We start from the raw sequence: 22929 nt of genomic DNA on the forward strand, positions 1-22929 counted from the left end.
TCCCTTTATTTTTCTATAGCAACTAAAAATTTTGTCCCTCTTAATTCTAAAATCTTAAATTTGTCACCTTGTTTTATAACTTCACCTTCATTTAAAACTGTCCAGTAGATACCCTCTATTTTCACAGTCTCCTTTGTTTCAATGTCCTTTTCAGCTACATAAACTCTTCCTATATATTCTTGCTCTTGAGTTTTAGTAACCTTAACTGTTTTCTTTATGGCATCCTTAACCAATGGATAAGCTACTGCTATTAATACTGTGCTTAAAATTATAAATAATATAATTTGTGCTGCAGTACTTAAACCAAACAACATAGCAATTATTGCAACAATCGCTGATAAAGTGAACCATATGAAAAAAAAGTTACTACTTAGTACATCTAAGGCTATTCCAGCAACAGCTATAACTATCCATACTGTCATCATTGTCCAATCCATCTTACATACACCCCCTTAAAATTTCTTTAATGTTATTTCCCTTCTATTATCTATGATATTTCTACCAATAATATTAAATACTACTTTTTCACATTTCTTTTCTACTTTTTTCAGAAAATCCTATATCACAATAAGTCTTTTATAAAATATTTTAAAAATTCTTATTTGTTAAATCTTGATATCATTATATCATATTTAAAACTATAATCAATACTATTTTATAACTTTTTAAAAGTTTTTTAAAACCATATTATAAGTTGATACTCACTTTGTTTTTATCATTGTTTTTCAAATTTCTACATGCTATAATTTAATAGAATATTTTTACAATAAGAGTATAAATATTTTTCCCTTGGGAACATTTAATTATAAATTATGAATTTTAATTTTATAAAAATAGAACTAGTTTATATTTAAATATATAATGAAGCTAGTGCAATGATTTCCCTTATAAAACTATGAAAATGATTATGGTATTACTAATTAGTGAAAGGTTGTGTAAAAATTGAAACTTGGTTTTATAAAAGTTTCAGCTGCTTGTCCCGTTACTAATGTAGCTGATGTAAACTTTAACCTTAATAAAATAAAAGAGTGTATTTCCATAGCTTTAAATGAGAACTCCAAATTTATACAGTTACCAGAACTAGCTATAACCTCTTACACCTGTGCAGATTTATTTTTAAATAAAAGATTACTAGATAAATCTCAAGATGCTATAGAGGATCTTTGTAATTTTTCTAAAAACAAAGATATACTTATTAGTGTAGGTGTTCCCTTATTACATAATAATTCTCTATATAATTGCTTATTCCTTCTTTTCAACGGCAATATTCTTGGAATTGTTCCAAAAAACTTCATTCCAAACTATAGCGAATTTTACGAAAAAAGATGGTTTACCCCTGGAATAAACCTTAAAAATCAACATATTAATTTTGGCAACCATAAAAATATACCTTTTGGAAGCAAATTTATATTTTCAAGCGGAATTGCAAAGTTTGGCTTTGAAGTTTGTGAAGATTTATGGACTACTATTCCTCCTAGCAGTTACTTAGCTTTAGCTGGTGCAAATATTATAGGTAACGGCTCTGCTTCAAATGAACTTGTTTCTAAAGCAAATTATAGAAGATCTATAATTAATGGGCAAAGTGCTAGAGCATTATGTGCCTATGTATACTCATCTTCAGGAGTTTTTGAATCTTCTACAGATGTACTTTTCAGTGGTCATTTATTAATTTCTGAAAATGGCTCTACTCTTGTAGAAAATAATAGATTTCAAAGAGAAAATGAGGTAATTACAAATATTATAGATTTAGATAAATTAAATGCTGAAAGGTTAAGAAATATAAGTTTTAGAGATGCTTCTCTTAATTTAATGGATTTTGAAGAAATTAATTTTTCATTTTCAAATGATAATATAGGAGAATTTAATCGCATTATAAATAAACATCCATTTATTCCCTATGGAGAAGATAAGAGAGAGGAAACTTGCAAAGAGATTTTTAATATTCAATCCGCAGCCTTGGCTAAACGTTTAGAACACACTAATACTAAAAAGGTTGTTATAGGTATCTCTGGTGGCCTTGACTCTACTCTAGCCTTCTTAGTTTTAGTTAAAACCTTTAAACTTTTAAATTTACCTTTACATAATATAGTTACAGTAACTATGCCTGGTTTTGGTACTACTGATAGAACTTATGTAAACGCCGTAAATTTATGTAAACTTTTAAATACAGACTTAAGAGAAATAAATATTGTTGAAGCTGCCCTTCAACATTTTAAAGATATAAATCATGACCCTAATGTCCATGACATAACTTATGAAAATGTTCAAGCAAGGGAAAGAACTCAAATACTTATGGATATAGCTAATAAGGAAGGTGGATTATCTATAGGTACAGGTGACTTATCTGAAATTGCTTTAGGTTGGAGTACATATAATGGAGATCATATGTCTATGTATTCAGTAAACTGCTCTATTCCTAAAACTCTTATAAGATACTTAGTAAAATATGTTGCTGAGAATGAAGTTAATTCTGAAGTATCAGATATATTATTAGATATCTTAGATACTCCAGTTAGTCCAGAGTTATTACCTAAAAATGAAAAAGGTGAAATCACTCAAAAAACTGAGGATTTAGTTGGACCTTATGAACTACATGACTTTTTCTTGTATTATTTTATGAAACAAGGTGCTTCTAAGGAAAAACTTTTCTTCTTAGCTAAAACGGCCTTTAAAAATGATTACACTGAAGAGACTATTGAAAAATGGTTAAATAAATTTATTACTAGATTTATTACTCAACAATTTAAACGTTCTGCTATTCCAGATGGACCAAAGGTTGGAACAATAAGTTTATCACCTAGAGGTGACTTAAGAATGTCCTCTGATACTAGTTTCAATTCTTTTATTTAATAAATTTAACAATTAGACATAATTATTTCTTTACAGGATGAATATACTTTTAATATTCATCCTTTTTTTATATAAAACTCATTAACTGTAATTTTATTTTTATTATTGGATAAATTAATATAGATTAAAACTTTAAAAAGTTTATAATATGATTATATAATGGTATATTTTTAATTTTTTTATATTTTTTAGGAAGAGGTGATATTATGTGGTTTAGTAAAAAGTCCGAAGATATTATAGTAGAACTTTCAACTAATCCAGTAGAAGGACTAAGTTCTAGTGAAGTAGAAAGAAGAAAAGCCCAATACGGATTAAATAAGTTAGAGGGTAAAAAAGGTAAAACCTTAATCCAACTTTTCTTTGCACAATTAAATGATATTTTGATTTATGTTTTAATTGCTGCTGCTTTAATCTCTGGATTCTTAGGAGAAATTTCTGATGCTATAATTATTGGAATAGTAATACTTATTAATGCTATTGTTGGTATTGTTCAAGAGTCTAAAGCTGAAAAAGCCTTAGATGCCCTAAAACAACTTTCTACTCCTAAAACCATAGTTAAAAGAGATGGTCAATTAGTGGAAATCCCCTCCGAGGAGGTTGTACCAGGTGATATTATAGTAATTGATGCTGGTAGATATATTCCTTGTGATATTAGATTATTTGAAACTGCAAACTTAAAAGTAGAAGAATCTGCTCTTACTGGGGAATCAGTGCCTGTAGATAAAGATGCGGAAATGGTTTTAGATGCACCTGATACTGCTTTAGGTGATCAAAAAAACATGGCCTTTTCATCAACTCTAGCAACCTATGGTAGAGGTGTTGGTATAGCTGTTGCTACTGGTATGAACACAGAAATAGGAAAAATAGCAAAAATGCTTAACGAAGACGAGGATAGTAAAACTCCTCTTCAAATTAAACTTGCTGAATTAGGTAAAACACTTAGTATAGGTGCTATTATAATTTGTGCTGTTATGTTCTTGGTTGGTTTTTTACAAAAGAGAAATTTACTTGATATGTTCATGTCCTCCATTAGTTTAGCCGTTGCTGCTATACCTGAAGGATTACCTGCTATTGTTACTATAGTTTTAGCAATGGGTGTTCAAAGAATGATAAAGCAAAATGCCATTATCAGAAAACTTCCTGCTGTTGAAACCCTTGGTTCTGTAAATATAATTTGTTCAGATAAAACTGGTACTTTAACTCAAAATAAAATGACTGTAACAAAATTTTATTGTAATAAAGAGTTAAAAACTATAGATGATTTAAATATAGAAAATTCATCTGAAAAATTACTTATTGAAAATTTAGTTTTATGTAATGATGCTACTTTTTCTGAAACCTCCAGAACTGGAGACCCTACTGAAATAGCTTTGGTAGAAGCTGGAATAAAGTTTAACTTATTTAAAGATGAACTTGAAGCCTCTCACAAGAGAGTTAATGAAATTCCTTTTGACTCTGATAGAAAGCTAATGTCAACAGTAAACACTTATGATAATAAATTTATTGTGATGACAAAGGGTGCCCTTGATAATATGCTTACAATCTGTACAAAAATATATGAAAATGGGCAAGTAATTCCTCTTACACAGGAAATGAAAAACACTATTTTAGATGAGTCTTATAAAATGTCTGATGATGCCTTAAGGGTACTAGGAGCTGCTTTTAAAGAAACTCCTAATACTAATGTAGAAATATCTACTCTTGAAAATGATTTAATTTTCATTGGTATGATTGGAATGATAGATCCTCCTAGATTAGAAGTTAAGGACTCTATTTCCTTATGTAAAAACTCTGGTATCAAAACTATAATGATAACAGGTGATCATAAAAATACTGCCTTTGCTATTGCTAAGGAACTAGAAATTGCAGAGGATATTAGTCAAGTAATGTCTGGTCAAGAATTAGATAAATTAAATGATGAAGAATTGAGCGAAAAAGTTAAACATTTAAGAGTTTTCGCTAGAGTTTCCCCTGAACACAAAGTTAAAATAGTAAAAGCCTTTAAGAGTCATGGCAATATAGTTTCTATGACTGGAGATGGTGTAAATGATGCTCCTTCCCTTAAGGCAGCAGATATTGGTGTAGCTATGGGGATAACTGGTACAGATGTTGCAAAGGGCGCTTCAGATATGATATTAACTGATGATAACTTTTCAACAATTGTATCTGCTATTAAAGAAGGTAGAAATATCTTTAATAATATAAAGAAATCTGTTATATTCCTATTATCTTGTAACCTAGGTGAAATAATAGCATTATTCTTTGCTATTTTATTAGGCTGGGCAACACCACTTAAACCTATTCACATTTTATGGGTTAACTTAATTACAGATACACTACCTGCTTTATCTTTAGGTGTTGATCCTGGTGATCCTGATATTATGAAAAATAAACCTAGAAGTCCTAAGGATAGTATTTTTAAGAATTCTGTAGGAAGCCTTATTTTTAATGGATTGCTTATTGGATTATTAACTTTAGCAGCCTTTATTGTAGGAATTAAAATTCATACTGGCAGCACTAGTTTATTCCCATTGTATCCTAGCAATTTAACAGAGGATGCTTTAATTTATGCTAGAACTATGGCATTTATAGTATTGAGTGTATCTCAATTAATTCACTCACTTAATATGAGAAGCGAAGATAAATCAATCTTCTCCTTAGGATTGTTTACAAATAAATTCTTAATAGGCTCTATTGTTTTAGGTATTCTTATTCAAGATTTAATAATAACAATACCTTTCCTTGCTAATATATTTAACGTAATTAACCTTACAGGAACTGATTGGTTAGTAGTTACTGTATTAAGCTTAATTCCGTTAATAGCAAATGAAATAATAAAAATCTTTAAAAGAATGAGTAATTCTAAAAAAGAAATAGCATAAAAAAGGCTGTAGCACTAAAATAAATATGTCAACAGATTATACTTGTGATTAACTCAGAAATATAATCTGTTGCACATAAATTTATTAATGCTACAGCTTTTTATTTTTATAATTTATGAAGTAATGTATTCTCAAGCTTACTTTTCATCTTGATTTTCTTTTAAGTAAGTACCCTTTTCATTTTGATCAATTAGTCCCTTTTTCATTAAACCACCTAAAGCTCTTTTAAAGGCATTTTTACTTGTACTAAACACATCCTTAACTACCTCTGGACTTGTTTTGTCTCCGTAAATCATCTTTCCTTCATTTCTCTTTAAGAACTCCATGATTTGTTCTTCAACATCATTCATTTCATCTAATTTCTTTTTTCTAGTGCTTAAGCTTATTTTACCATCATCTAAATATCCAGTAACTCTAGCATTTATAACCTCTCCTGGTCTTACAGCTCTATATATTTCTCTTTTAAATATAACAGCTCTATAAAGATTATCTACTGCAACCATAAGGTTTCCTGTCTTTTGAATTCCATATACTAAAGCTTCTACTTCATCACCTATTTTATAAGTATTAGTATGATGTAAATGCTTATCTACATAAGTTGTAGCAGCAAGTCTATCAGTTTTATCTAGATATATGTAAAATAAATATGATTTACCTACCTCTAATGTGTAAGCAATCTCTTTAAAAGGAACTAATAAATCTCTTTCTAATCCAAAATTTATAAAATATCCTATTCTTGTAGAATCTACAACTTCTAATAAAGCAACATCTCCTACCTTTGCTAAAGGTTTTTGTAAAGTTGCAATTATTCTATCTTGAGAGTCTTTATAAATAAAAGCTTCAATCTCTGATCCAACTTCTATTTCCTCTTCTAAAGCACTTTTGTTTGGTAATAAAATATCATCACCTGTTTTTCCTGTGCCTGCATCTAAATAATATCCAAATTCAGCCTTTCTAGCTACTTTTAATGTATTGAAATCTCCTATATTTATCATTATTTTCTCCTTACTAGCTTTACTAAAAGAAAACCTTTAATAAAGACTTTTATAATACTGTTCTTTAAGTCCTAAATAAAATTACTATATTTCCATAGTACATTTCTCTTCTTACATATTAATAAGTATAATATTACACTAAATTTACTGTCATGGGAATACTGTACCATGTATACTGTAGTGTAAAACATTAATATTATTGCCCTTATACACAAAAAACTTACAAAAATCGTTACACCATATAAAGTATAACGATTTTGAAGAATATTTCTTACTCAAACTACTTACTAATCTCTTTAAAATCTATATATTCTACTAATAATTCTACAAATTTAATTAGATATTTTTCCTCTAATTCTGTAAATCTAGAAAGTTTCGGACTATCTATATCTAAAACTCCATAAACCACATCATTTTGAATTATCGGAATTACAATTTCAGATTTAGATGCACAATCGCAAGCTATATGTCCAGGAAACTCATGAACATTTTCCACTCTATAAATTTTTTTATTAGCTACAGCTGAACCACATACTCCATTGCCAACCTTTATACGATTACAAGCTGGAAGCCCTTGAAAAGGTCCTAAAACTAATTCTTCATTTCTCATAAAATAAAAACCAGCCCAGTTTATATCATGAAAAATAACATTTATAATAGCTGAAGCATTACTTAAATTAGCTAAAGCATCTTTTTCTGATGAAAGTTGTGATTGTAATAAATTATTCATGTATCTATATTTTTGTTCAATAGTCATCTTTTCTATTCCATTTAACTTAAACATTTAATCCCCTCCAAAGTTTAATTATTAAATATACATTTCCCCCACAAGGATAATCTATGTAAATAATATATAGTATCCTTGTAGGTGTCAATAAATATTTAGTATTAAAATCTTTCCATTTAATTATTTATATTTATTTAATAGTTAAATGGAAAGATACTAAAAATCACTTTTAAAAGCACACATTTACTATTCTTTTAAAAGCTTTGGAGCTAATCCTTTTATTGCTATAGCCCCTAAGGGTGCAGTTATTATAATTGCCATAACCGCTACAGCTAAAATTAATTCTCCAGATGCTACCCCACTAGCTAAGGGAACTGCCCCTAATGCTGCTTGCACTGTAGCCTTAGGGGTATATGCTATTACAGTAAATAACTTTTCTTTTCTATTTAAATTAGAACCAAGCAATGCTATGATAACCCCTATAGATCTTCCAATAAGTCCTATTGCTATTATTGCTATTCCAAAAGCACCCGCCCCAAAGGCTACCTTTACATTTACTGCAGCTCCTATTAAAACAAATAAGAATATTTGAGCTATAAACCATAGCTTGCTTAATGAACTTTCTATAAGCTTTGCCTTTTCCTCACTTTTTTCTAAAATCATAAATCCTAATGTCATAACTCCTAATAACCCTGAAACATTAATAAGGTTGCCTATTACATAAATTAAAAATCCCATACTTACTAATAAAAATGTTTCTTCTAAAATAGAAAATTTGAACTTCTTAAATACTTTAACTATAATGATTCCAATTATTAATCCTAGTACTATTCCACCTATTATTTCAATAGGTATTCCTATTAATTCTTTTCCAATAGATACTTCTCCTGATGTTGATAATCCTAGAAATACCGTAAAAATTGTGATTGAAAATATATCATCTATTGATGAACCAGCTAAAATTATTGTAGCTATACCTCTTTTCTCACCTAAACCTTGCTCCTTCATAGAAATCATAGCTGGCACTATAACTGCTGGAGATACTGCTGCTAAGATAAAACCTAAAATGCCAGCTTCATATAGGGGCATATTGAAAAGAAAGTGACCTACTAAGGTTATTACAGCCCCCTCTAATAAGCATGGAATAAAACTCATTTTTAAAGCCGTTACTCCCACCTTCTTTAAAACTTCCTTATTGATTCCTAATCCTGCTCTTAATAAAATAAGAATTAGAGCCATATTTCTAATATCCGTAGATATACTTAAAAATTCCTCGCTTAATAAGTTTCCTACATAAGGTCCTATTACAACTCCAACTAAAATCATACCAAGTAATCCAGGTAGTCTTAATTTAGTAAATAATTTATTTGCTAAGATACCTAATAATAAAACTAATAAAATACTAAAAATCATTTTTTTCTTCCTCCATAATCTATTTATATAACTTTAAAAACTAAATAAATGCATAAAAAAATCAAACTCAAAAAGCAAAAAACTTCTACGACAGGTCGTAGAAGCTATTAGCATTTAGCAGTTTGATAAAGTTTATCAGGAGAGCTTCATCTCCTCATATCTCTTATTTTCACGATTAATATATATTATACAATAAATACTTATTAAAAGCAATTTACTTATGTATGGTAATTTAGTATGTTTTAGTTAATACTCCTTAGATAACTCTACATAATTTTTAGCTGACTCTTTTATTCCCTCTATTTCCTCTGCTGTAAGTTCTCTCACAACCTTTGCTGGTGAACCTAAACATAATACTCCTGAAGGAATCTGCTTTCTTTCTGTAACCAAGCTTCCTGCACCTATAATTGTATTCTCTCCAATTACAGCATTATTTAAAACCACTGATCCCATTCCAATTAATACATTGTTTCCTATAGTACATCCATGAATAACACAATTATGTCCTATAGTTACATCATCACCTATTATAGTTTCAACATCATTGCCTACATGTACTGTGGAGTTATCTTGTATATTGGTTCTCTCTCCTACAACAATCTTTTGTATATCCCCTCTAAGTACTGCTCCATACCAAAGGTTAGCATCCTTTCCTACAACTACATCTCCTATTACATCTACAGACTCTGCAATGAAACTTTCTTCATGAATTTGTGGCTTTAAATTTTTAAATTCTCTTATACTCATAACATATTTTTTAGTAAGAGTGTTTACTTTGAATTATAAATATTAGTTTCTATGTCTTATAAAAACTAAATCTTATATAATACATATCTATATTCTTTCCCTCTTACTAAAGCCTCCCTCCTTATTTATTAGTTTTTATATCCTACTACCTTAGAAAAATACTAAAATTATCTTATTTCATTTCACAATTCGCATCAAAGCTCATGTATAAATTTTATTAAAATGTCTCATAAATAATTATGTTGCTATGAAACAAAGAATATACAAAAGTACTTTTTCACTACATCATTTTATCATATTAAGAAAATTTAGTTTATATATTAAAATAAATTTCATGTAATTTACAACAAAAATACTATTGTCAAAGTTGTGTTTTACCATTAATATATATTTTGTGATAATTATTTCTCTTTAATATTCTTTATTTTTCACTAGTTTATTCTCATTTCTTTTAGTTTCCTATAAAGATTAAGATTCACTATTGTAATAGTATTTTTCTTAAGATATAATACTAAATGTGGTATATATTTCGAGCTTTGCAACTATATATTGTATAGTAGTCTTGGAATTTTTATTAATAAATACTGATAAATTCTCAAGAGAAATTATATGTAGCCTTCTTATGAAGTAATCTTATATAGTTTTTCTTAGTTAAAATATAGCGATATTGGAGGTGAAGCTTAAAGCATTCTAAATTTAGAATGGCTTAAGCATAATATAATGAAAAAACTTGATACTATATTCAAAAGAGTTTTTACTAAAGAGTTAGAAACATCTAAAAACTTAACTGTCTTTGACCTATTTAATTGGAAAAAAGTTGATGTTATCTTAAAAGATCACAAAACTGGAACTACACTAGTAGATATGAAGGACTTAGAATTTCCCGTTGAATATTCACAAAATGCTTGTGATATTATAGCTTCTAAGTATTTTAGAAAAGCTGGTATAAATAATGAATTAGGATACGAAAATAGTCTTAAAATGATTGCACATAGATTAGTTAATTTTTGGGCTGAATCTTTAGTTGACGAAGGAATTATAGAAAATGAGGAGCAAAGAACTATTTTTTATGATGAAATGGTTTATGCTTTTTTAAAGCAAATGTATGCTCCTAACTCACCTCAATGGTTTAATACTGGATTGAAATTATCTTATGGTATAGCTGGTAACTCAAATAATAACTTTTACTATGATGTTAAAGAACAGAAAGTAAAGAAGTGTGAAGATTTCTATTCTAGAACTCAGGCTTCTGCTTGTTTCATACTTTCTATTGAAGATAAACTTTTAGGTGAACATTCAATATCGGAACAGTTTGTAACTGAAACTAAGTTATTTAAAGGTGGTTCTGGTACTGGTACTAACTTCTCAAATATTAGAGCTGTTGGTGAAAGATTATCTGGTGGTGGAGTTTCTTCTGGATTAATGAGTTTCTTAAAATCCTTTGATAGAAATGCCGGTGCTATAAAATCTGGTGGAACAACTAGACGTGCTGCTAAGATGGTTATTCTTGATGTAGATCACCCTGAGATCATGGAATTTATGTCTTGGAAAGCTAAAGAAGAGGATAAAGTTCGTGCTCTTGGAAAGATGGGTTATGAAATAGGTTTTGAAGGGGAAGCTTACGAAACAGTTTCTGGTCAAAACGGTAATAACTCTATTAGATTTTCTGATGAGTTCATGAAAAAGGTAGATGACTTAGATGTAAATCCTGATTCTACTTTAGATCTTAAAGGACGTGTGGATGATTCCGTTACTAGAACTGTACAAATTAAGGATCTTTGGGAAAACTTTAATGAATCTTCTTGGAAATGTGCAGATCCTGCACCACAATTTGATGATACATTTAATGCATGGCACACTTGTCCTTGTGGAGAAGATGGTGTATTCAATGCTAAATATAATAGAATAAATTCAACTAACCCTTGTGGAGAATATGCTTTCTTAGATGATACAGCTTGTAACTTAGCTTCAATTAATATATTTAAGTTCTACAATGCAGAAACTAAAACTTTTGATGTAGATTCTTATGTTCACTTAGTTGGACTTGTTCAGCTTGCTTTAGAAGCATCTATACATTGGGGGAACTTCCCTACTGCTGATATTTGCAGAAAAACTCATTTGTTTAGAACAACAGGATTAGGTATATCTAATATAGCTTCTTTACTTATGGTTATGGGATATCCTTATGATTCAGAAGAAGCTAGAGCTTTAACCGCTGCTTTAGTTGGTACATTAACAGGAACTTCTTATTATGTATCTTCTTTAATGGCTGAAAAGTTAAGTCCTTTTGAAAAGTATGATGTAAATAAAGAGCATATGTTAAAAGTAATTCGTAACCACTGTAGAGTTGCAGGTGCTTTAGATTCATCTTATGAAAACTTAAACTATACACCACTTGAAGTAAATCATGAACTACTAAAAGCTAAAGGTTTAGACAAGGTTAGTTCTGCCTTAATTAACTCTTGGAAAGATGCACTTAAATATGGTGAAACTTTCGGTTATAGAAATGCACAAGTATCTGTTATTGCACCTACTGGAACTATTTCTTTTGCTATGGACTGTGGGGCTACTTCAATTGAACCTTACTTTAGTCACATAGTATACAAAAAATTATCTGGTGGCGGATATATGACTATTGTTAACCCTGTTATTGAGCTTTCTTTAAAAAACCTAGGCTATAACGAGGAAGAAATTGCAGATATACTTGAGTATGTTTCTAGAAAAGAAACTGTTAATGAAAATGGTTTTGAATATGAGAAAATCCTTGACGGTAAAATTGAAGGAGCTCCTCATTTAAAAGAAGAACACATAGCTATATTTGACACAGCTAACAAATGTGGAAGTGGTGATAGATATATCTCTGCTAAGGGTCACGTTTTAATGATGGCTTCTATTACACCTTTAATCTCTGGAGCTATATCTAAAACAGTAAACCTTCCAAAGAACGCAACAATAAATGACTTTAAGAAGGTTGTTTTAGATTCTTGGAAATTAGGTGTAAAAGGTATTTCTTTATACAGAGATTCCTCTAAAGCTAGTCAACCTCTAAATAATACTTTAAGTGAAAATGAAGAGGCTAAGCTTGAGGACTTAAATTATGAGGATTTACTTAATAAAGCAAGAGAATTAAGTTACTCTAAATACTCTCATAGAGATAAGCCACTTGGAATTAGAGTAGGAACAACTCATCCTGCTCAAATAGATGATGTTAAAATATATACTACTGTTAACAGAGATGAAAACGGTAAAATATGTGAAATATATATAACTACAGATAGAGAAGGTACTATAATAACAGGATTGCTTAACTCTTTATCAAAATCAATTTCTGTTATGCTGCAGTACCATGTACCTGCTAAGGACATTGCTAAAATGTTAAGAGGTCAAAAATATGAACCTTATGGCTTTGTACAAAAACACCCTTACATTAAAAATGTATCCTCTATTTCTGATTTAATAAGCAAAGTTATTGATATAGAACTTGGAGATTTCTCTCGTTGTCAAGTTAAGCCTGAAAACTTCAACTTACCAACAATGATTTCCTTAGACTGTGAAGTATCCACAGACTCTATGGATACTTCAAAAGTTAATCCAAAGAAAGTAACTGGTGAAAGACTTTACTCTGAAGTATGTTCATCCTGTGCTAGTACAAGATTAGTTAGAAACGGTACTTGTAAAGTTTGTATGGACTGTGGAACTACAACTGGATGTAGCTAAAAATAAAAATGCACTAAGGAAATTTCCTTAGTGCATTTTTCATAGCTTTTATTTTGAAGCTCTATTTTTCTTAGCTTTAGGTTTTATAACATCATGTTTCTTGTCAACTTGTTTTACATATTTATTATGTTTTAATCTTTCCTTATCATTAGACTTTTTTTCAAACCAATTAAATAAGCCACAAAGATCAATAAACCATAAAAATAATATTACATATATAGCTGGAATTATGTACTTTCCTAAGAAGCTAGTAGCATCTACCCCTAAATACCCTGGAACAAATGCAACAACCAATGCTAGTACAAGTACTATCCACTTATTGATTTTTACTCGATCTAAAACATACTCTTTTAGTACTGTGAAAACTATAAATCCTATAATTGAAAAAATTAGTATAAATAATACATCCTTAAACATTAAAAAAACTCCTCTCATGTTCTAACCTATATAAAGTATTATTCTACATTTTATAGATTATATCAATATACTTTATAAACTTTTAATATTTTCCTGTTATTTCTTTGTTATTTTTTGAATTTTCTTTAAATTTCTTTGTTTCAAATTTTATGCTAAAATATTCTTGGGTAGTATCTGTAAGGAACTGCACCTTAATTGTTTATAGTTTTTTTATTCATTGCTTACATCTATATAGAGTAAGACAATAAGGCAGGAGTAGTTAAATATTATCGTGGTGGTGATATTTTGAAAATTGGTTTTATAGGAGCGGGCAAAGTAGGCTTTAGCCTTGGTAAGTACTTCTCTATTAATAATATTGAAGTCTCTGGCTACTACAGCAAGACTCTTGAAAGTGCTAAGGAAGCTGCACAATTTACTAATTCAAAGTTTTATACTGATTTAAAAGATTTTTTAAATGATACAGAATTTATTTTTATAACTACGCCTGATGATTTTATTAGTACTGTATGGAATGACTTAAAAAACTACTATATTAAAGACAAAATTATTTGTCATTGTAGTGGTTCGATTTCTTCGGAAGTTTTTTCAAACATAAGCAATTTTGGAGCCTATGGTTATTCACTTCATGCCATGTATGCCTTTTCAGACAAGTATACTTCCTATAAAGATTTAAACTCAGCATATTTTTCACTAGAAGGTGATTCTAAATATTTATCTTATATAGAGTCCCTTATAAAAACTTTAGGAAATGAGATTATTATTATTGAAAAAGAGAAAAAATATCTATACCATTTAGCCAGTGTAACAGTTGCTAATTTAACCTTATCACTTTTAAACACAGGTGTTGATTATTTATCTCTTTGTGGTGTTGATAAAAATGATGCTTTAAAAGCCCTTTTACCACTTATAAAAAATAACCTAAACAACATTGAAGAAAAAGGTTTTGTTAAAGCAGTTACTGGTCCTGTAGATAGAAATGATATAGGAACTATAACAAATCATTTATCTGTAATTCCTAAAGAAGATATTTTACTTTATACCAATTTATCTAATAAGTTAGTGAAATTATGCAAAGAAAAAAATCCTGATAAAAATTATTCACAGTTAGAGACATATTTAGGAGGATATAATGATGAAAAACACAGTTAGTACATTTTTAAATTCAAAAATTAAGGGCGAAAAGCTAACTATGCTTACAGCCTATGACTATTCTATGGCAAAACTTTTTGATGGTTGTGGAATTAACGGAATTTTAGTTGGTGACTCTTTAGGAATGGTATGTCTTGGATATAAGGATACTTTAAGTGTAACTATGGAGGATATGATTCATCATACTAAAGCTGTTGCACGTGGTTGTGATAATTGTTTAGTTGTTGGTGATATGCCATTTATGTCATATCAAACTTCTGTTTATGATGCAGTAAAAAATGCCGGTAGATTAATTAAAGAAGCTGGTGCCCATGCTGTTAAGCTTGAAGGTGGTGCTTCTGTTTGTGAACAAGTAGAAGCTATAGTTAAAGCTCAAATTCCTGTGATGGGACATATAGGCTTAACTCCTCAATCTGTTAATATGTTTGGTGGGTTTAAGGTTCAAGGGAAAAGTGAAGATGCAGCAAAAGCTCTTATAGAAGATGCTAAGAAATTAGAGGCTGCTGGTGTATTTTCCATAGTTTTAGAATGTATTCCTGCTAAACTTGCTGAAATTATTTCAAAGGAAGTTTCAGTACCTACAATAGGCATTGGAGCAGGCGCTGGCTGTGATGGTCAAATACTTGTTTATCAAGATATGTTAAATATGTTCTCAGATTTTAAGCCAAAATTTGTAAAAACCTTTGCTAATGTTGGAGAAGCTATAAAGTCTGGGGTTACTTCTTATATAAAAGAAGTTGAAGAAGGAGTTTTCCCCTCTGAAGAACATGGTTTTAAAATAGATGAAGAAACACTAAAAAAATTATATTAAAAATTATCAAATAAAACTTCATAGGATGAAGTTTCTATGAAGTTTTATTTTCATCAAAACTTATTTATGAAAGGAAGTGAAGCTGCTTAAGCAGCTAAATTATGAAAACTGCAAATACTATTAAAGAAGTAAGAGAAACAGTTAAAGAATGGAGAAAACAAGGACTTTCTATTGGTTTTGTACCTACTATGGGATACTTGCATGAAGGTCACATGAGCCTTATAGAAAGAGCTGCTAAGGAAAATGATAAAGTTGTAGTAAGTGTATTTGTTAACCCTACACAATTTGGTCCAAATGAAGACTTAGATAATTATCCTAGAAGCTTAGAAAGAGACACTGAAATTTGTGAAAAAAGTGGTGCAAATTTAGTATTCTTCCCTGAGGCATCTGAAATGTATTTTGAGGATAAATCTACTTCAGTTTCTGTTAGTGGTCTTACTACCCTTCTTTGTGGTGCTAAGAGACCTGGACACTTTGATGGTGTATGTTTAGTTGTAAGTAAATTCTTTAACATCGTAACTCCTGATAGAGCTTACTTTGGTGAAAAAGATGCACAACAATTAGCAGTAATCAAAAGATTTGTAAGAGACTTAAACTTTGATATAGAAATAGTTGGTTGTCCTATAGTTAGAGAATGCGATGGCTTAGCTAAAAGTTCAAGAAACGCTTACCTTTCTAAGGAAGAAAGAAAATCAGCTTTAATATTAAGTCAAAGCTTAAATAAAGCAAAAGAGGCCTTAAGTAAGGGGGAAACTTCTGCTAATAAAATAAAAGATATAATTATAAACTCACTTTCTACTGAACCACTTGCTAAAATGGATTATGTTGAAGTGGTTGATAGTTTATCTCTAAGTCCTGTAGAAAATATAAATGCACCTATACTAGTAGCAATTGCTGTTTATATAGGCAAAACTAGATTAATAGATAACTTTACATACTAGGAGGAAAACACAATGAAATTATCCATGCTAAAAGCAAAAATTCATAGAGCAACTATTACTGAGGCTAAATTAGATTACGTAGGAAGTATAACTATTGATGAAGATTTATTAAAAGCTTCTGGAATTTTAGAGTATGAAAAGGTTCAAATAGTTGATATAGATAACGGAAGTAGATTAGAGACTTATACAATAGCTGGTGACGCTGGAAGCGGTGTTATATGTTTAAATGGTGCTGCTGCTAGATTAGTTCAGCCTAATGATAAAATAATAATTATGGCTTATGGTGAGATGGATGAAGAAGAAGCTAAAAACTATAAACCAACTGTTATTTTTGTAAATGATGATAATTCTATAAAAGAAATTTGTCATTATGAAAAACATGGTGAAGTAAAATAATTTTACACATATTTTTAAAAAACCTGCAAATACTAAACTCATAACCTAATAAAAAGGAGATGTTTACTTATGAAAGCATTAAATATTATCGTGCTTTTACTTGTCATTATAGGTGCTGTAAATTGGGGACTAATAGGTTTCTTTGGTTTTAATTTAGTTTCTGCATTATTTGGAAGCATGACAATGTTCAGTAGAGTAATTTATGGTTTAGTAGGAATTGCAGGCTTATATTCATTATCTTTCTTTGGGTTATTTAGCTCTGATAGTGAAGACGTAAAATAATATAAGCCAATCCCTCTTATTTTTATAAGAGGGATTTTTATTATCCTTAGAAGGGAGGAAATGAATGTTAAAAGATATATGTGTTAATAAAAACTATGGAAACCTTGTTGATGGAGAATGGGTAACTACTCAAAACTCCATAGAAATTTATAATCCTCTAAATAATTCCTTATTAGGTACCATCCCTGCAATGAGTCAAGAGGATATTAATAAGGTCTTAAAATCTTCAAAAAAAGCTCAGACTTCTTGGGCAAATACTCCTGTAAGTGAAAGAGCTAATATTTTATATAAAGCTGCTAATCTTTTAGAGGAAAATAAAGAAGTTCTAGCTAATATTTTAATGAATGAAATATGTAAAGATAAAAAGTCTTGCTTATCAGAGGTAACTAGAACAGCTACCTTTATTAGATTTACGGCAGATGCTGCAAAACATTTAGAGGGAGAAGTAATTTATGCTGATAATTTCCCTGGATTCGAAAAAAATAAAATTTCCTTTGTTACAAGAGTTCCTATGGGGGTAATACTAGCTATTTCTCCATTTAACTATCCTATTAATTTATCAGCATCTAAAATTGCTCCTGCTTTAATGGGTGGTAACTCTATTGTACTAAAACCTCCAACTCAAGGTGCTATAAGTGCCCTTCATCTCTGCGAAATTTTTTCTTTAGCTGGAGTACCAAAGGGTGTTCTAAATACAGTTACAGGAAAAGGTTCTGAAATAGGTGATTATATAGTTACACATGAAGATGTTGATTTTATAAACTTTACTGGAAGTACTGAGGTTGGGAAACATATAGCAAAAATTGCTGGCATGGTTCCCCTTCTTATGGAACTTGGAGGTAAAGATGCTGCAATAGTATTGGAAGATGCTGATTTAGATAGAGCTGTTAAAGAAATTGTTTCTGGTGCTTACAGTTATTCTGGGCAAAGATGTACTGCTATTAAAAGAGTTTTAGTTATGAACTCTATAGCAGATAAATTCAGCGAAAAATTAGCTAAGGAAGTAAGCAAGCTTAAGGTTGGAAATCCTGAAGAAACTGATGTTACAATAACTCCTCTTATTGATAATTCTTCCGCTGATTTTGTTGAATCCTTAATTAAAGATGCACTTTCTAAAAATGCTAAACAACTAGTAGAATATAAAAGAAAAAACAACTTAATATCCCCTTACCTCTTAGACAATGTAAGCTTAGACATGGATATAGCTTGGGTTGAACCCTTTGGACCAGTTCTACCTATAATTAGAATTGACTCTATTGAAGAAGCTATAAATATCTGTAATAGAAGTAACTATGGTCTTCAATCTTCTATCTTTACTTCTAATATTGATAATGCATTTTATATAGCCTCTAAATTAGAAGTTGGAACTGTTCAAGTAAACACTAAAACAGAAAGAGGACCTGATCACTTTCCTTTTAGTGGTATAAAGGATTCTGGTATAGGTACTCAAGGAATAAAATACAGTATAGAGTCTATGACTAGGCTTAAAGCTACTAATATAACAATGCATAACTTATAATTCAAAAATATATAACCTATAGAATATACCTCTTCAGTATATTCTATAGGTTATTTTTTATATGCTTTAAATTATATTCTTATATATAAATTCAAGGATTAATATTCTAAATTTATATTAATCTTTGAATTTATTCTATAAGTAAGCTTATCTCTAGAAAGAATGAGTATAACTTAAATTCCATTATACTTAATTAATTTAAAAATAATTTTATCCTAATATAAATGCAAATTATTATTTTAAAAACTCTTCCTTATTTTTTCTTACTACTTCTTCAACTATTTCGTGAATTCTATTTTTATCTTCCTTATCCATATCCTTAACATAAATAGGTTTTCCTATGTAAACTTTTATTTCATCAGGTGTTCTATTTACTTCATTGTTATTTCCCTCAAAGATTTTATATGATCCTTCTAAGCTAACAGGAACAATAGGAACATTAGCCTTAAGTGCCATCTTTAAACTTCCTTTTTTAAAGCTTCCTATCTCACTTCCCTTACTTCTAGTACCCTCTGGAAATATAGCCATAGAATATCCATTTTTTAAGTTTTCTCCACCCTGAATGATACTTTTCAAGCCCTCTCTTGGATTCTCTCTATCTAAAAACACTGAATGTATTTCATTCATCCAATAAGGTAATATAGGCAACTTTTCTAATTCCTTTTTAGCTACAAATCCAATGTGTGAATCGATAGCTGCAAATAAAGTTGGAATATCAAAGTTACTTTGATGATTACTAGCAAATAAGCATGGTCCTTCTATCAAGTTCTCTTTTCCATATACCTTTACTGTCATTTTGGCAGTCTTTAATACACTAACCGCCCATTCTTTAAGAACTTTAAATAAGAAATCTTCAGCTTCCTTGCTATTTGTTTCCTTTAACTTTTTATACTTTCTCTTATTTGTATTTGCTTTTACCGTAGAGCTTACCATCTTAGTAAATGGTATGACATTTTTTATTTTCATAATAATTCCTTCCTTAATAATATCTCATATTATTACTTTTATTATATTGATTATACAATTTTGTAATTTAAATTTCAATAAAACTATTTCCCAAGAAATAAGAGGAAATATGATAATTGAAGTATTATTTTATCCATTTTATGTCAATAATGTAATATGTAACTGTAAGTATTTGTATTTTTATATTATATATCTAATTTTTTAGATTTATTTATAGGAGGATACCTTGAAAAAAAATTTTTTTAAACCTATATATATATATTTCTACATAACAGTTTTTTTATTAACTACTTTCCTTTACTATGGTTGTTTTAGTAATGCAAATTCTCTAAAAGAAATTGAACTTAGAGTTCATTTCATTGATGTTGGTCAAGGAGATGCCTCACTAATACAATTTAATAATAAATCTATATTAATTGATGCTGGTCCTGATGAAAATAGCAGTAATTTGATTAAATATCTAAAATCATGTAAGGTTGAAACCTTAGATTATGTTATTGCAACTCATCCACATGAAGACCATATAGGCGCAATGGACGAAGTACTTGATAAATTTAAAGTTAATAATTTTATTATGCCAAAAACAAGTGATTCTAGTAAATACTTTGAGGATATGGCTAACTCACTTATGAAACATAATATTACTCCTATTGAAGCTAAAAAGGGCGTAAATTTTCTTTTAAATGACAAAATAAATTGCTCTATAATTGCTCCAAATAGTAGTAGTTATGAAAACCTTAATGATTATTCTGCTGTCCTAAAGTTAACTTATAATGATCTATCCTTTCTATTTACAGGAGATGCAGAAGCTATAAGTGAAAATGAAATGATTAATAATAATTATAATCTTAATTCTCAAATTTTAAAGGTAGGTCATCATGGTAGCAATAGTTCTACCTCCAAGAATTTCTTGAATAATGTAAAACCTAAAATAGCTATTATTTCTTGTGCAGCTTCAAATAGCTACGGTCATCCCTCTAAGGAAGTATTAAAATACTTATCAGAATTTAATGTAAAAATACTTCGTACTGATAGGGAAGATACCATTGTGCTTAGTAGCGATGGAACAAATATATATAAATTAAAATAACCTTAAATATTGCTTTAATAAAATAACTTTATCCATAATAAAATTAAATACAACTTTATTTCTTATATTATATATATTTCAATTAATATTCTACATATATAGTTATGTTCTCATTTATTACCTAAACAAACTTAATTCTATTATAGTTAGAGTTATTTATTAAAATATACATGATCTAATACCCTATTATATGAAAATCTTCTTCTTTATAATTATCAAAATTAAAAACCATGTATTATTAGAATACTCTAGTAATACATGGCTTTTGTATTTAAGGAGAAACATTTTAGTTTTCTAAAAGTTTCTTTGTAAGCATTATTAAAATATTTTAAGAGAAATATTAAATTCTAGGACCAGCATTTATAATATTTTCTGGTACATCTTCATATCTCTTAAAGTTTTCATTAAATCTTTCTACTAATTCTTTTGCCTTTTTATAGTAGTCATCTTTATTTTCCCAAGTATTTTCTGGATTTAAAAGTTCACTTGGAACTCCTTCTATACTCTTAGGAATAGAAACATTGAATAAACCATTATTAGTATATTCTGCTTTAGCTAATTCACCGCTTATAGCAGCTTTAACCATAGCTCTAGTATAAGATAAGTTCATTCTCTTTCCTATACCATATGGACCGCCTGTCCACCCTGTATTTACTAAGTAAACCTCAGTTTCGTTTTGTTCTATTTTCTTACCCAATAATTCAGCATATACATAAGGGCTTCTTAACATAAATGGTTCACCAAAACAAGCTGAGAAAGTTGCTTTAGGATCTGTAATCCCTCTTTCTGTTCCTGATAATTTACTTGTATATCCTGACATAAAGTGGTACATTGCAGCTTCTTTACTTAACTTAGAGATTGGAGGAAGTACTCCAAAAGCATCTGCTGTTAAGAAAATTACTGTATTAGGATTTCCACCCTTACCATTAATATCAGCATTAGGTATATAATCTATAGGATAACCTGCTCTTGTATTTTCAGTTTTACTTCCATCATTATAGTCTGGTTTTCCCTCTGAATCAACAACAACATTTTCAAGTACTGTTCCAAATCTTATAGCATCAAATATTTCTTTTTCTTTAGCTCTTTCTAATTTTATAACCTTAGCATAGCATCCACCTTCAAAGTTGAATACACCTTCATCACACCATCCATGTTCATCATCCCCTATTAGTATTCTATCTGGATCTGCTGATAAAGTAGTTTTTCCTGTTCCTGATAATCCAAAGAATATTGCAGTATTCCCTTGCTCATCCTTATTAGCAGAACAATGCATTGGGAATACGTCTTTATCTGGCATAATGAAATTCATTACTGAAAACATAGATTTTTTAATTTCACCTGAGTACTGCGTTCCACCAATTAAAACAATCTTCTCATCAAAGTTAACTAAAATGAAAGCTTCTGAATTAATTCCGTCATTTTCTCCTTCAGCTTTATATCCTGGTGCAGCTATAATTGTAAATTCTGCAACATGTCCATCTATGTTCTTGCTATCTAATCTTCTGAATAATTGTGTAGCAAATAAATTCTGAGAAGCTAACTCATTAATAACTGTTATAGGTAAACTATATTTAGAATCTGCTCCTACTTCTCCATCAAATATATATAAATCTTTTTCACTTAAATACTCTAGCACTTTATTATATAAGTTATTAAAAACTTCTTCTTCAATTGGTAAATTACTATCTCCCCAATTTACCTTATCCTTTATACTGTCTTGCATAACTATGAATCTATCTTTAGGGGATCTTCCAGTATATTTTCCTGTATCAATAACTAAAGCTCCTGCATCTGATAAAGTTCCCTCTTTATTCTCTAAAGATTTATTAACTAATTCTTCAACGGATAAATTTCTATAAACTTTCCCATTTGTTTTTATATCTACCGCTCTTGACTTTTCACTAACTATATTCATACTTATTTTCCCCAAAGTTGTAATACTTTTAGGTGCTCCCCCTTACATTTTGTATAGTTTATTTAATATATATGATACACTATTTCTTATAAAAATCAATAAATTTTTG

The 22929-nt window shown here is 29.4% G+C and carries 18 protein-coding genes and 1 riboswitch; of the genes, 10 read left to right on the plus strand and 8 right to left on the minus strand.

The genetic code is table 11. The annotated features are described in order from the left end of the window. Window positions 1-5 precede the first annotated feature (5 nt). Window positions 6-437 (minus strand): NfeD family protein, encoded by a 432-nt coding sequence (locus BUA48_RS06705; RefSeq protein WP_072831291.1) that lies wholly within the window; start codon window positions 435-437, stop codon window positions 6-8. 505 nt (window positions 438-942) lie between these two features. Here BUA48_RS06705 and BUA48_RS06710 point away from each other — a divergent pair. Together BUA48_RS06710 and BUA48_RS06715 are read left to right on the plus strand one after the other, a co-directional pair. After that, window positions 943-2850, plus strand: a complete 1908-nt coding sequence (locus tag BUA48_RS06710; protein WP_072831292.1) for an NAD(+) synthase — start codon at window positions 943-945, stop codon at window positions 2848-2850. Between the two features lie 206 nt (window positions 2851-3056). After that, complete coding sequence (locus BUA48_RS06715; RefSeq protein WP_072831293.1) at window positions 3057-5732, plus strand: cation-translocating P-type ATPase; 2676 nt, start codon at window positions 3057-3059, stop codon at window positions 5730-5732. Window positions 5733-5869: 137 nt separating this feature from the next. On the opposite strand, the gene BUA48_RS06720 is transcribed toward BUA48_RS06715, so the two are convergent. The 4 genes from BUA48_RS06720 to BUA48_RS06735 all read right to left on the minus strand — a co-directional run bounded on the left by BUA48_RS06720 (window position 5870) and on the right by BUA48_RS06735 (window position 9614). Further along, window positions 5870-6727 (minus strand): CvfB family protein, encoded by an 858-nt coding sequence (locus tag BUA48_RS06720; protein ID WP_072831294.1) that lies wholly within the window; start codon window positions 6725-6727, stop codon window positions 5870-5872. Window positions 6728-7007: 280 nt separating this feature from the next. Beyond that, on the minus strand, window positions 7008-7511 hold the full coding sequence (locus BUA48_RS06725; RefSeq protein ID WP_072831295.1) for a GAF domain-containing protein: 504 nt from the start codon (window positions 7509-7511) through the stop codon (window positions 7008-7010). 189 nt (window positions 7512-7700) lie between these two features. Next, complete coding sequence (locus BUA48_RS06730; protein ID WP_072831296.1) at window positions 7701-8867, minus strand: cation:proton antiporter; 1167 nt, start codon at window positions 8865-8867, stop codon at window positions 7701-7703. A gap of 91 nt (window positions 8868-8958) precedes the next feature. Further along, a riboswitch (Fluoride riboswitch) is annotated at window positions 8959-9030 on the minus strand. An 83-nt stretch (window positions 9031-9113) separates the two neighbouring features. Continuing rightward, window positions 9114-9614, minus strand: a complete 501-nt coding sequence (locus BUA48_RS06735) for a gamma carbonic anhydrase family protein (protein ID WP_072831297.1) — start codon at window positions 9612-9614, stop codon at window positions 9114-9116. 720 nt (window positions 9615-10334) lie between these two features. Between BUA48_RS06735 and BUA48_RS06740 the strand changes: the two genes are divergently transcribed. Further along, window positions 10335-13331 carry a vitamin B12-dependent ribonucleotide reductase gene (locus BUA48_RS06740; protein ID WP_072831298.1) on the plus strand — a complete coding sequence of 999 codons (2997 nt, stop codon included), beginning with the start codon at window positions 10335-10337 and terminating at the stop codon, window positions 13329-13331. Window positions 13332-13379: 48 nt separating this feature from the next. Here the strand turns inward: BUA48_RS06740 and BUA48_RS06745 are convergent, their stop codons facing one another. Next, window positions 13380-13748, minus strand: a complete 369-nt coding sequence (locus BUA48_RS06745; protein ID WP_072831299.1) for a hypothetical protein — start codon at window positions 13746-13748, stop codon at window positions 13380-13382. A 285-nt stretch (window positions 13749-14033) separates the two neighbouring features. On the opposite strand from BUA48_RS06745, the gene BUA48_RS06750 reads away from it, so the two are divergent. From BUA48_RS06750 to BUA48_RS06775, 6 genes are all read left to right on the plus strand, one after another. Then, window positions 14034-14897: a Rossmann-like and DUF2520 domain-containing protein gene (locus tag BUA48_RS06750; protein WP_072831300.1), complete on the plus strand. Its 864-nt coding sequence runs from the start codon at window positions 14034-14036 to the stop codon at window positions 14895-14897. Next, window positions 14881-15708 (plus strand): 3-methyl-2-oxobutanoate hydroxymethyltransferase, encoded by an 828-nt coding sequence (gene panB, locus BUA48_RS06755; protein WP_072831301.1) that lies wholly within the window; start codon window positions 14881-14883, stop codon window positions 15706-15708. The genes BUA48_RS06750 and panB overlap by 17 nt, the downstream gene beginning before the upstream one ends. A gap of 101 nt (window positions 15709-15809) precedes the next feature. Beyond that, entirely contained in the window at window positions 15810-16649 is an 840-nt protein-coding gene (panC, locus tag BUA48_RS06760; protein WP_072831302.1) for a pantoate--beta-alanine ligase, read from the plus strand. Between the two features lie 12 nt (window positions 16650-16661). After that, window positions 16662-17045: an aspartate 1-decarboxylase gene (panD, locus tag BUA48_RS06765; RefSeq protein WP_072831303.1), complete on the plus strand. Its 384-nt coding sequence runs from the start codon at window positions 16662-16664 to the stop codon at window positions 17043-17045. Between the two features lie 69 nt (window positions 17046-17114). Continuing rightward, on the plus strand, window positions 17115-17327 hold the full coding sequence (locus BUA48_RS06770) for a DUF378 domain-containing protein (protein WP_072831304.1): 213 nt from the start codon (window positions 17115-17117) through the stop codon (window positions 17325-17327). A 64-nt stretch (window positions 17328-17391) separates the two neighbouring features. Continuing rightward, the gene (locus BUA48_RS06775) at window positions 17392-18846 is read left to right on the plus strand and encodes an NADP-dependent glyceraldehyde-3-phosphate dehydrogenase (RefSeq protein WP_072831305.1); all 1455 of its coding nucleotides are present in this window, start codon (window positions 17392-17394) and stop codon (window positions 18844-18846) included. A gap of 234 nt (window positions 18847-19080) precedes the next feature. Here the strand turns inward: BUA48_RS06775 and BUA48_RS06780 are convergent, their stop codons facing one another. Continuing rightward, a complete protein-coding gene (locus BUA48_RS06780; RefSeq protein WP_242944314.1) occupies window positions 19081-19812 on the minus strand; it encodes a lysophospholipid acyltransferase family protein in 732 nt (243 codons plus the stop codon). 226 nt (window positions 19813-20038) lie between these two features. Between BUA48_RS06780 and BUA48_RS06785 the strand changes: the two genes are divergently transcribed. Further along, entirely contained in the window at window positions 20039-20902 is an 864-nt protein-coding gene (locus BUA48_RS06785; RefSeq protein WP_242944315.1) for a ComEC/Rec2 family competence protein, read from the plus strand. 340 nt (window positions 20903-21242) lie between these two features. On the opposite strand, the gene pckA is transcribed toward BUA48_RS06785, so the two are convergent. Continuing rightward, window positions 21243-22820, minus strand: a complete 1578-nt coding sequence (pckA, locus tag BUA48_RS06790; RefSeq protein ID WP_072831306.1) for a phosphoenolpyruvate carboxykinase (ATP) — start codon at window positions 22818-22820, stop codon at window positions 21243-21245. Window positions 22821-22929 lie beyond the last annotated feature (109 nt).

Source organism: Clostridium collagenovorans DSM 3089, assembly GCF_900130005.1.
In the GTDB taxonomy this organism is placed as follows: Bacteria; Bacillota; Clostridia; order Clostridiales; family Clostridiaceae; genus Clostridium_D; species Clostridium_D collagenovorans.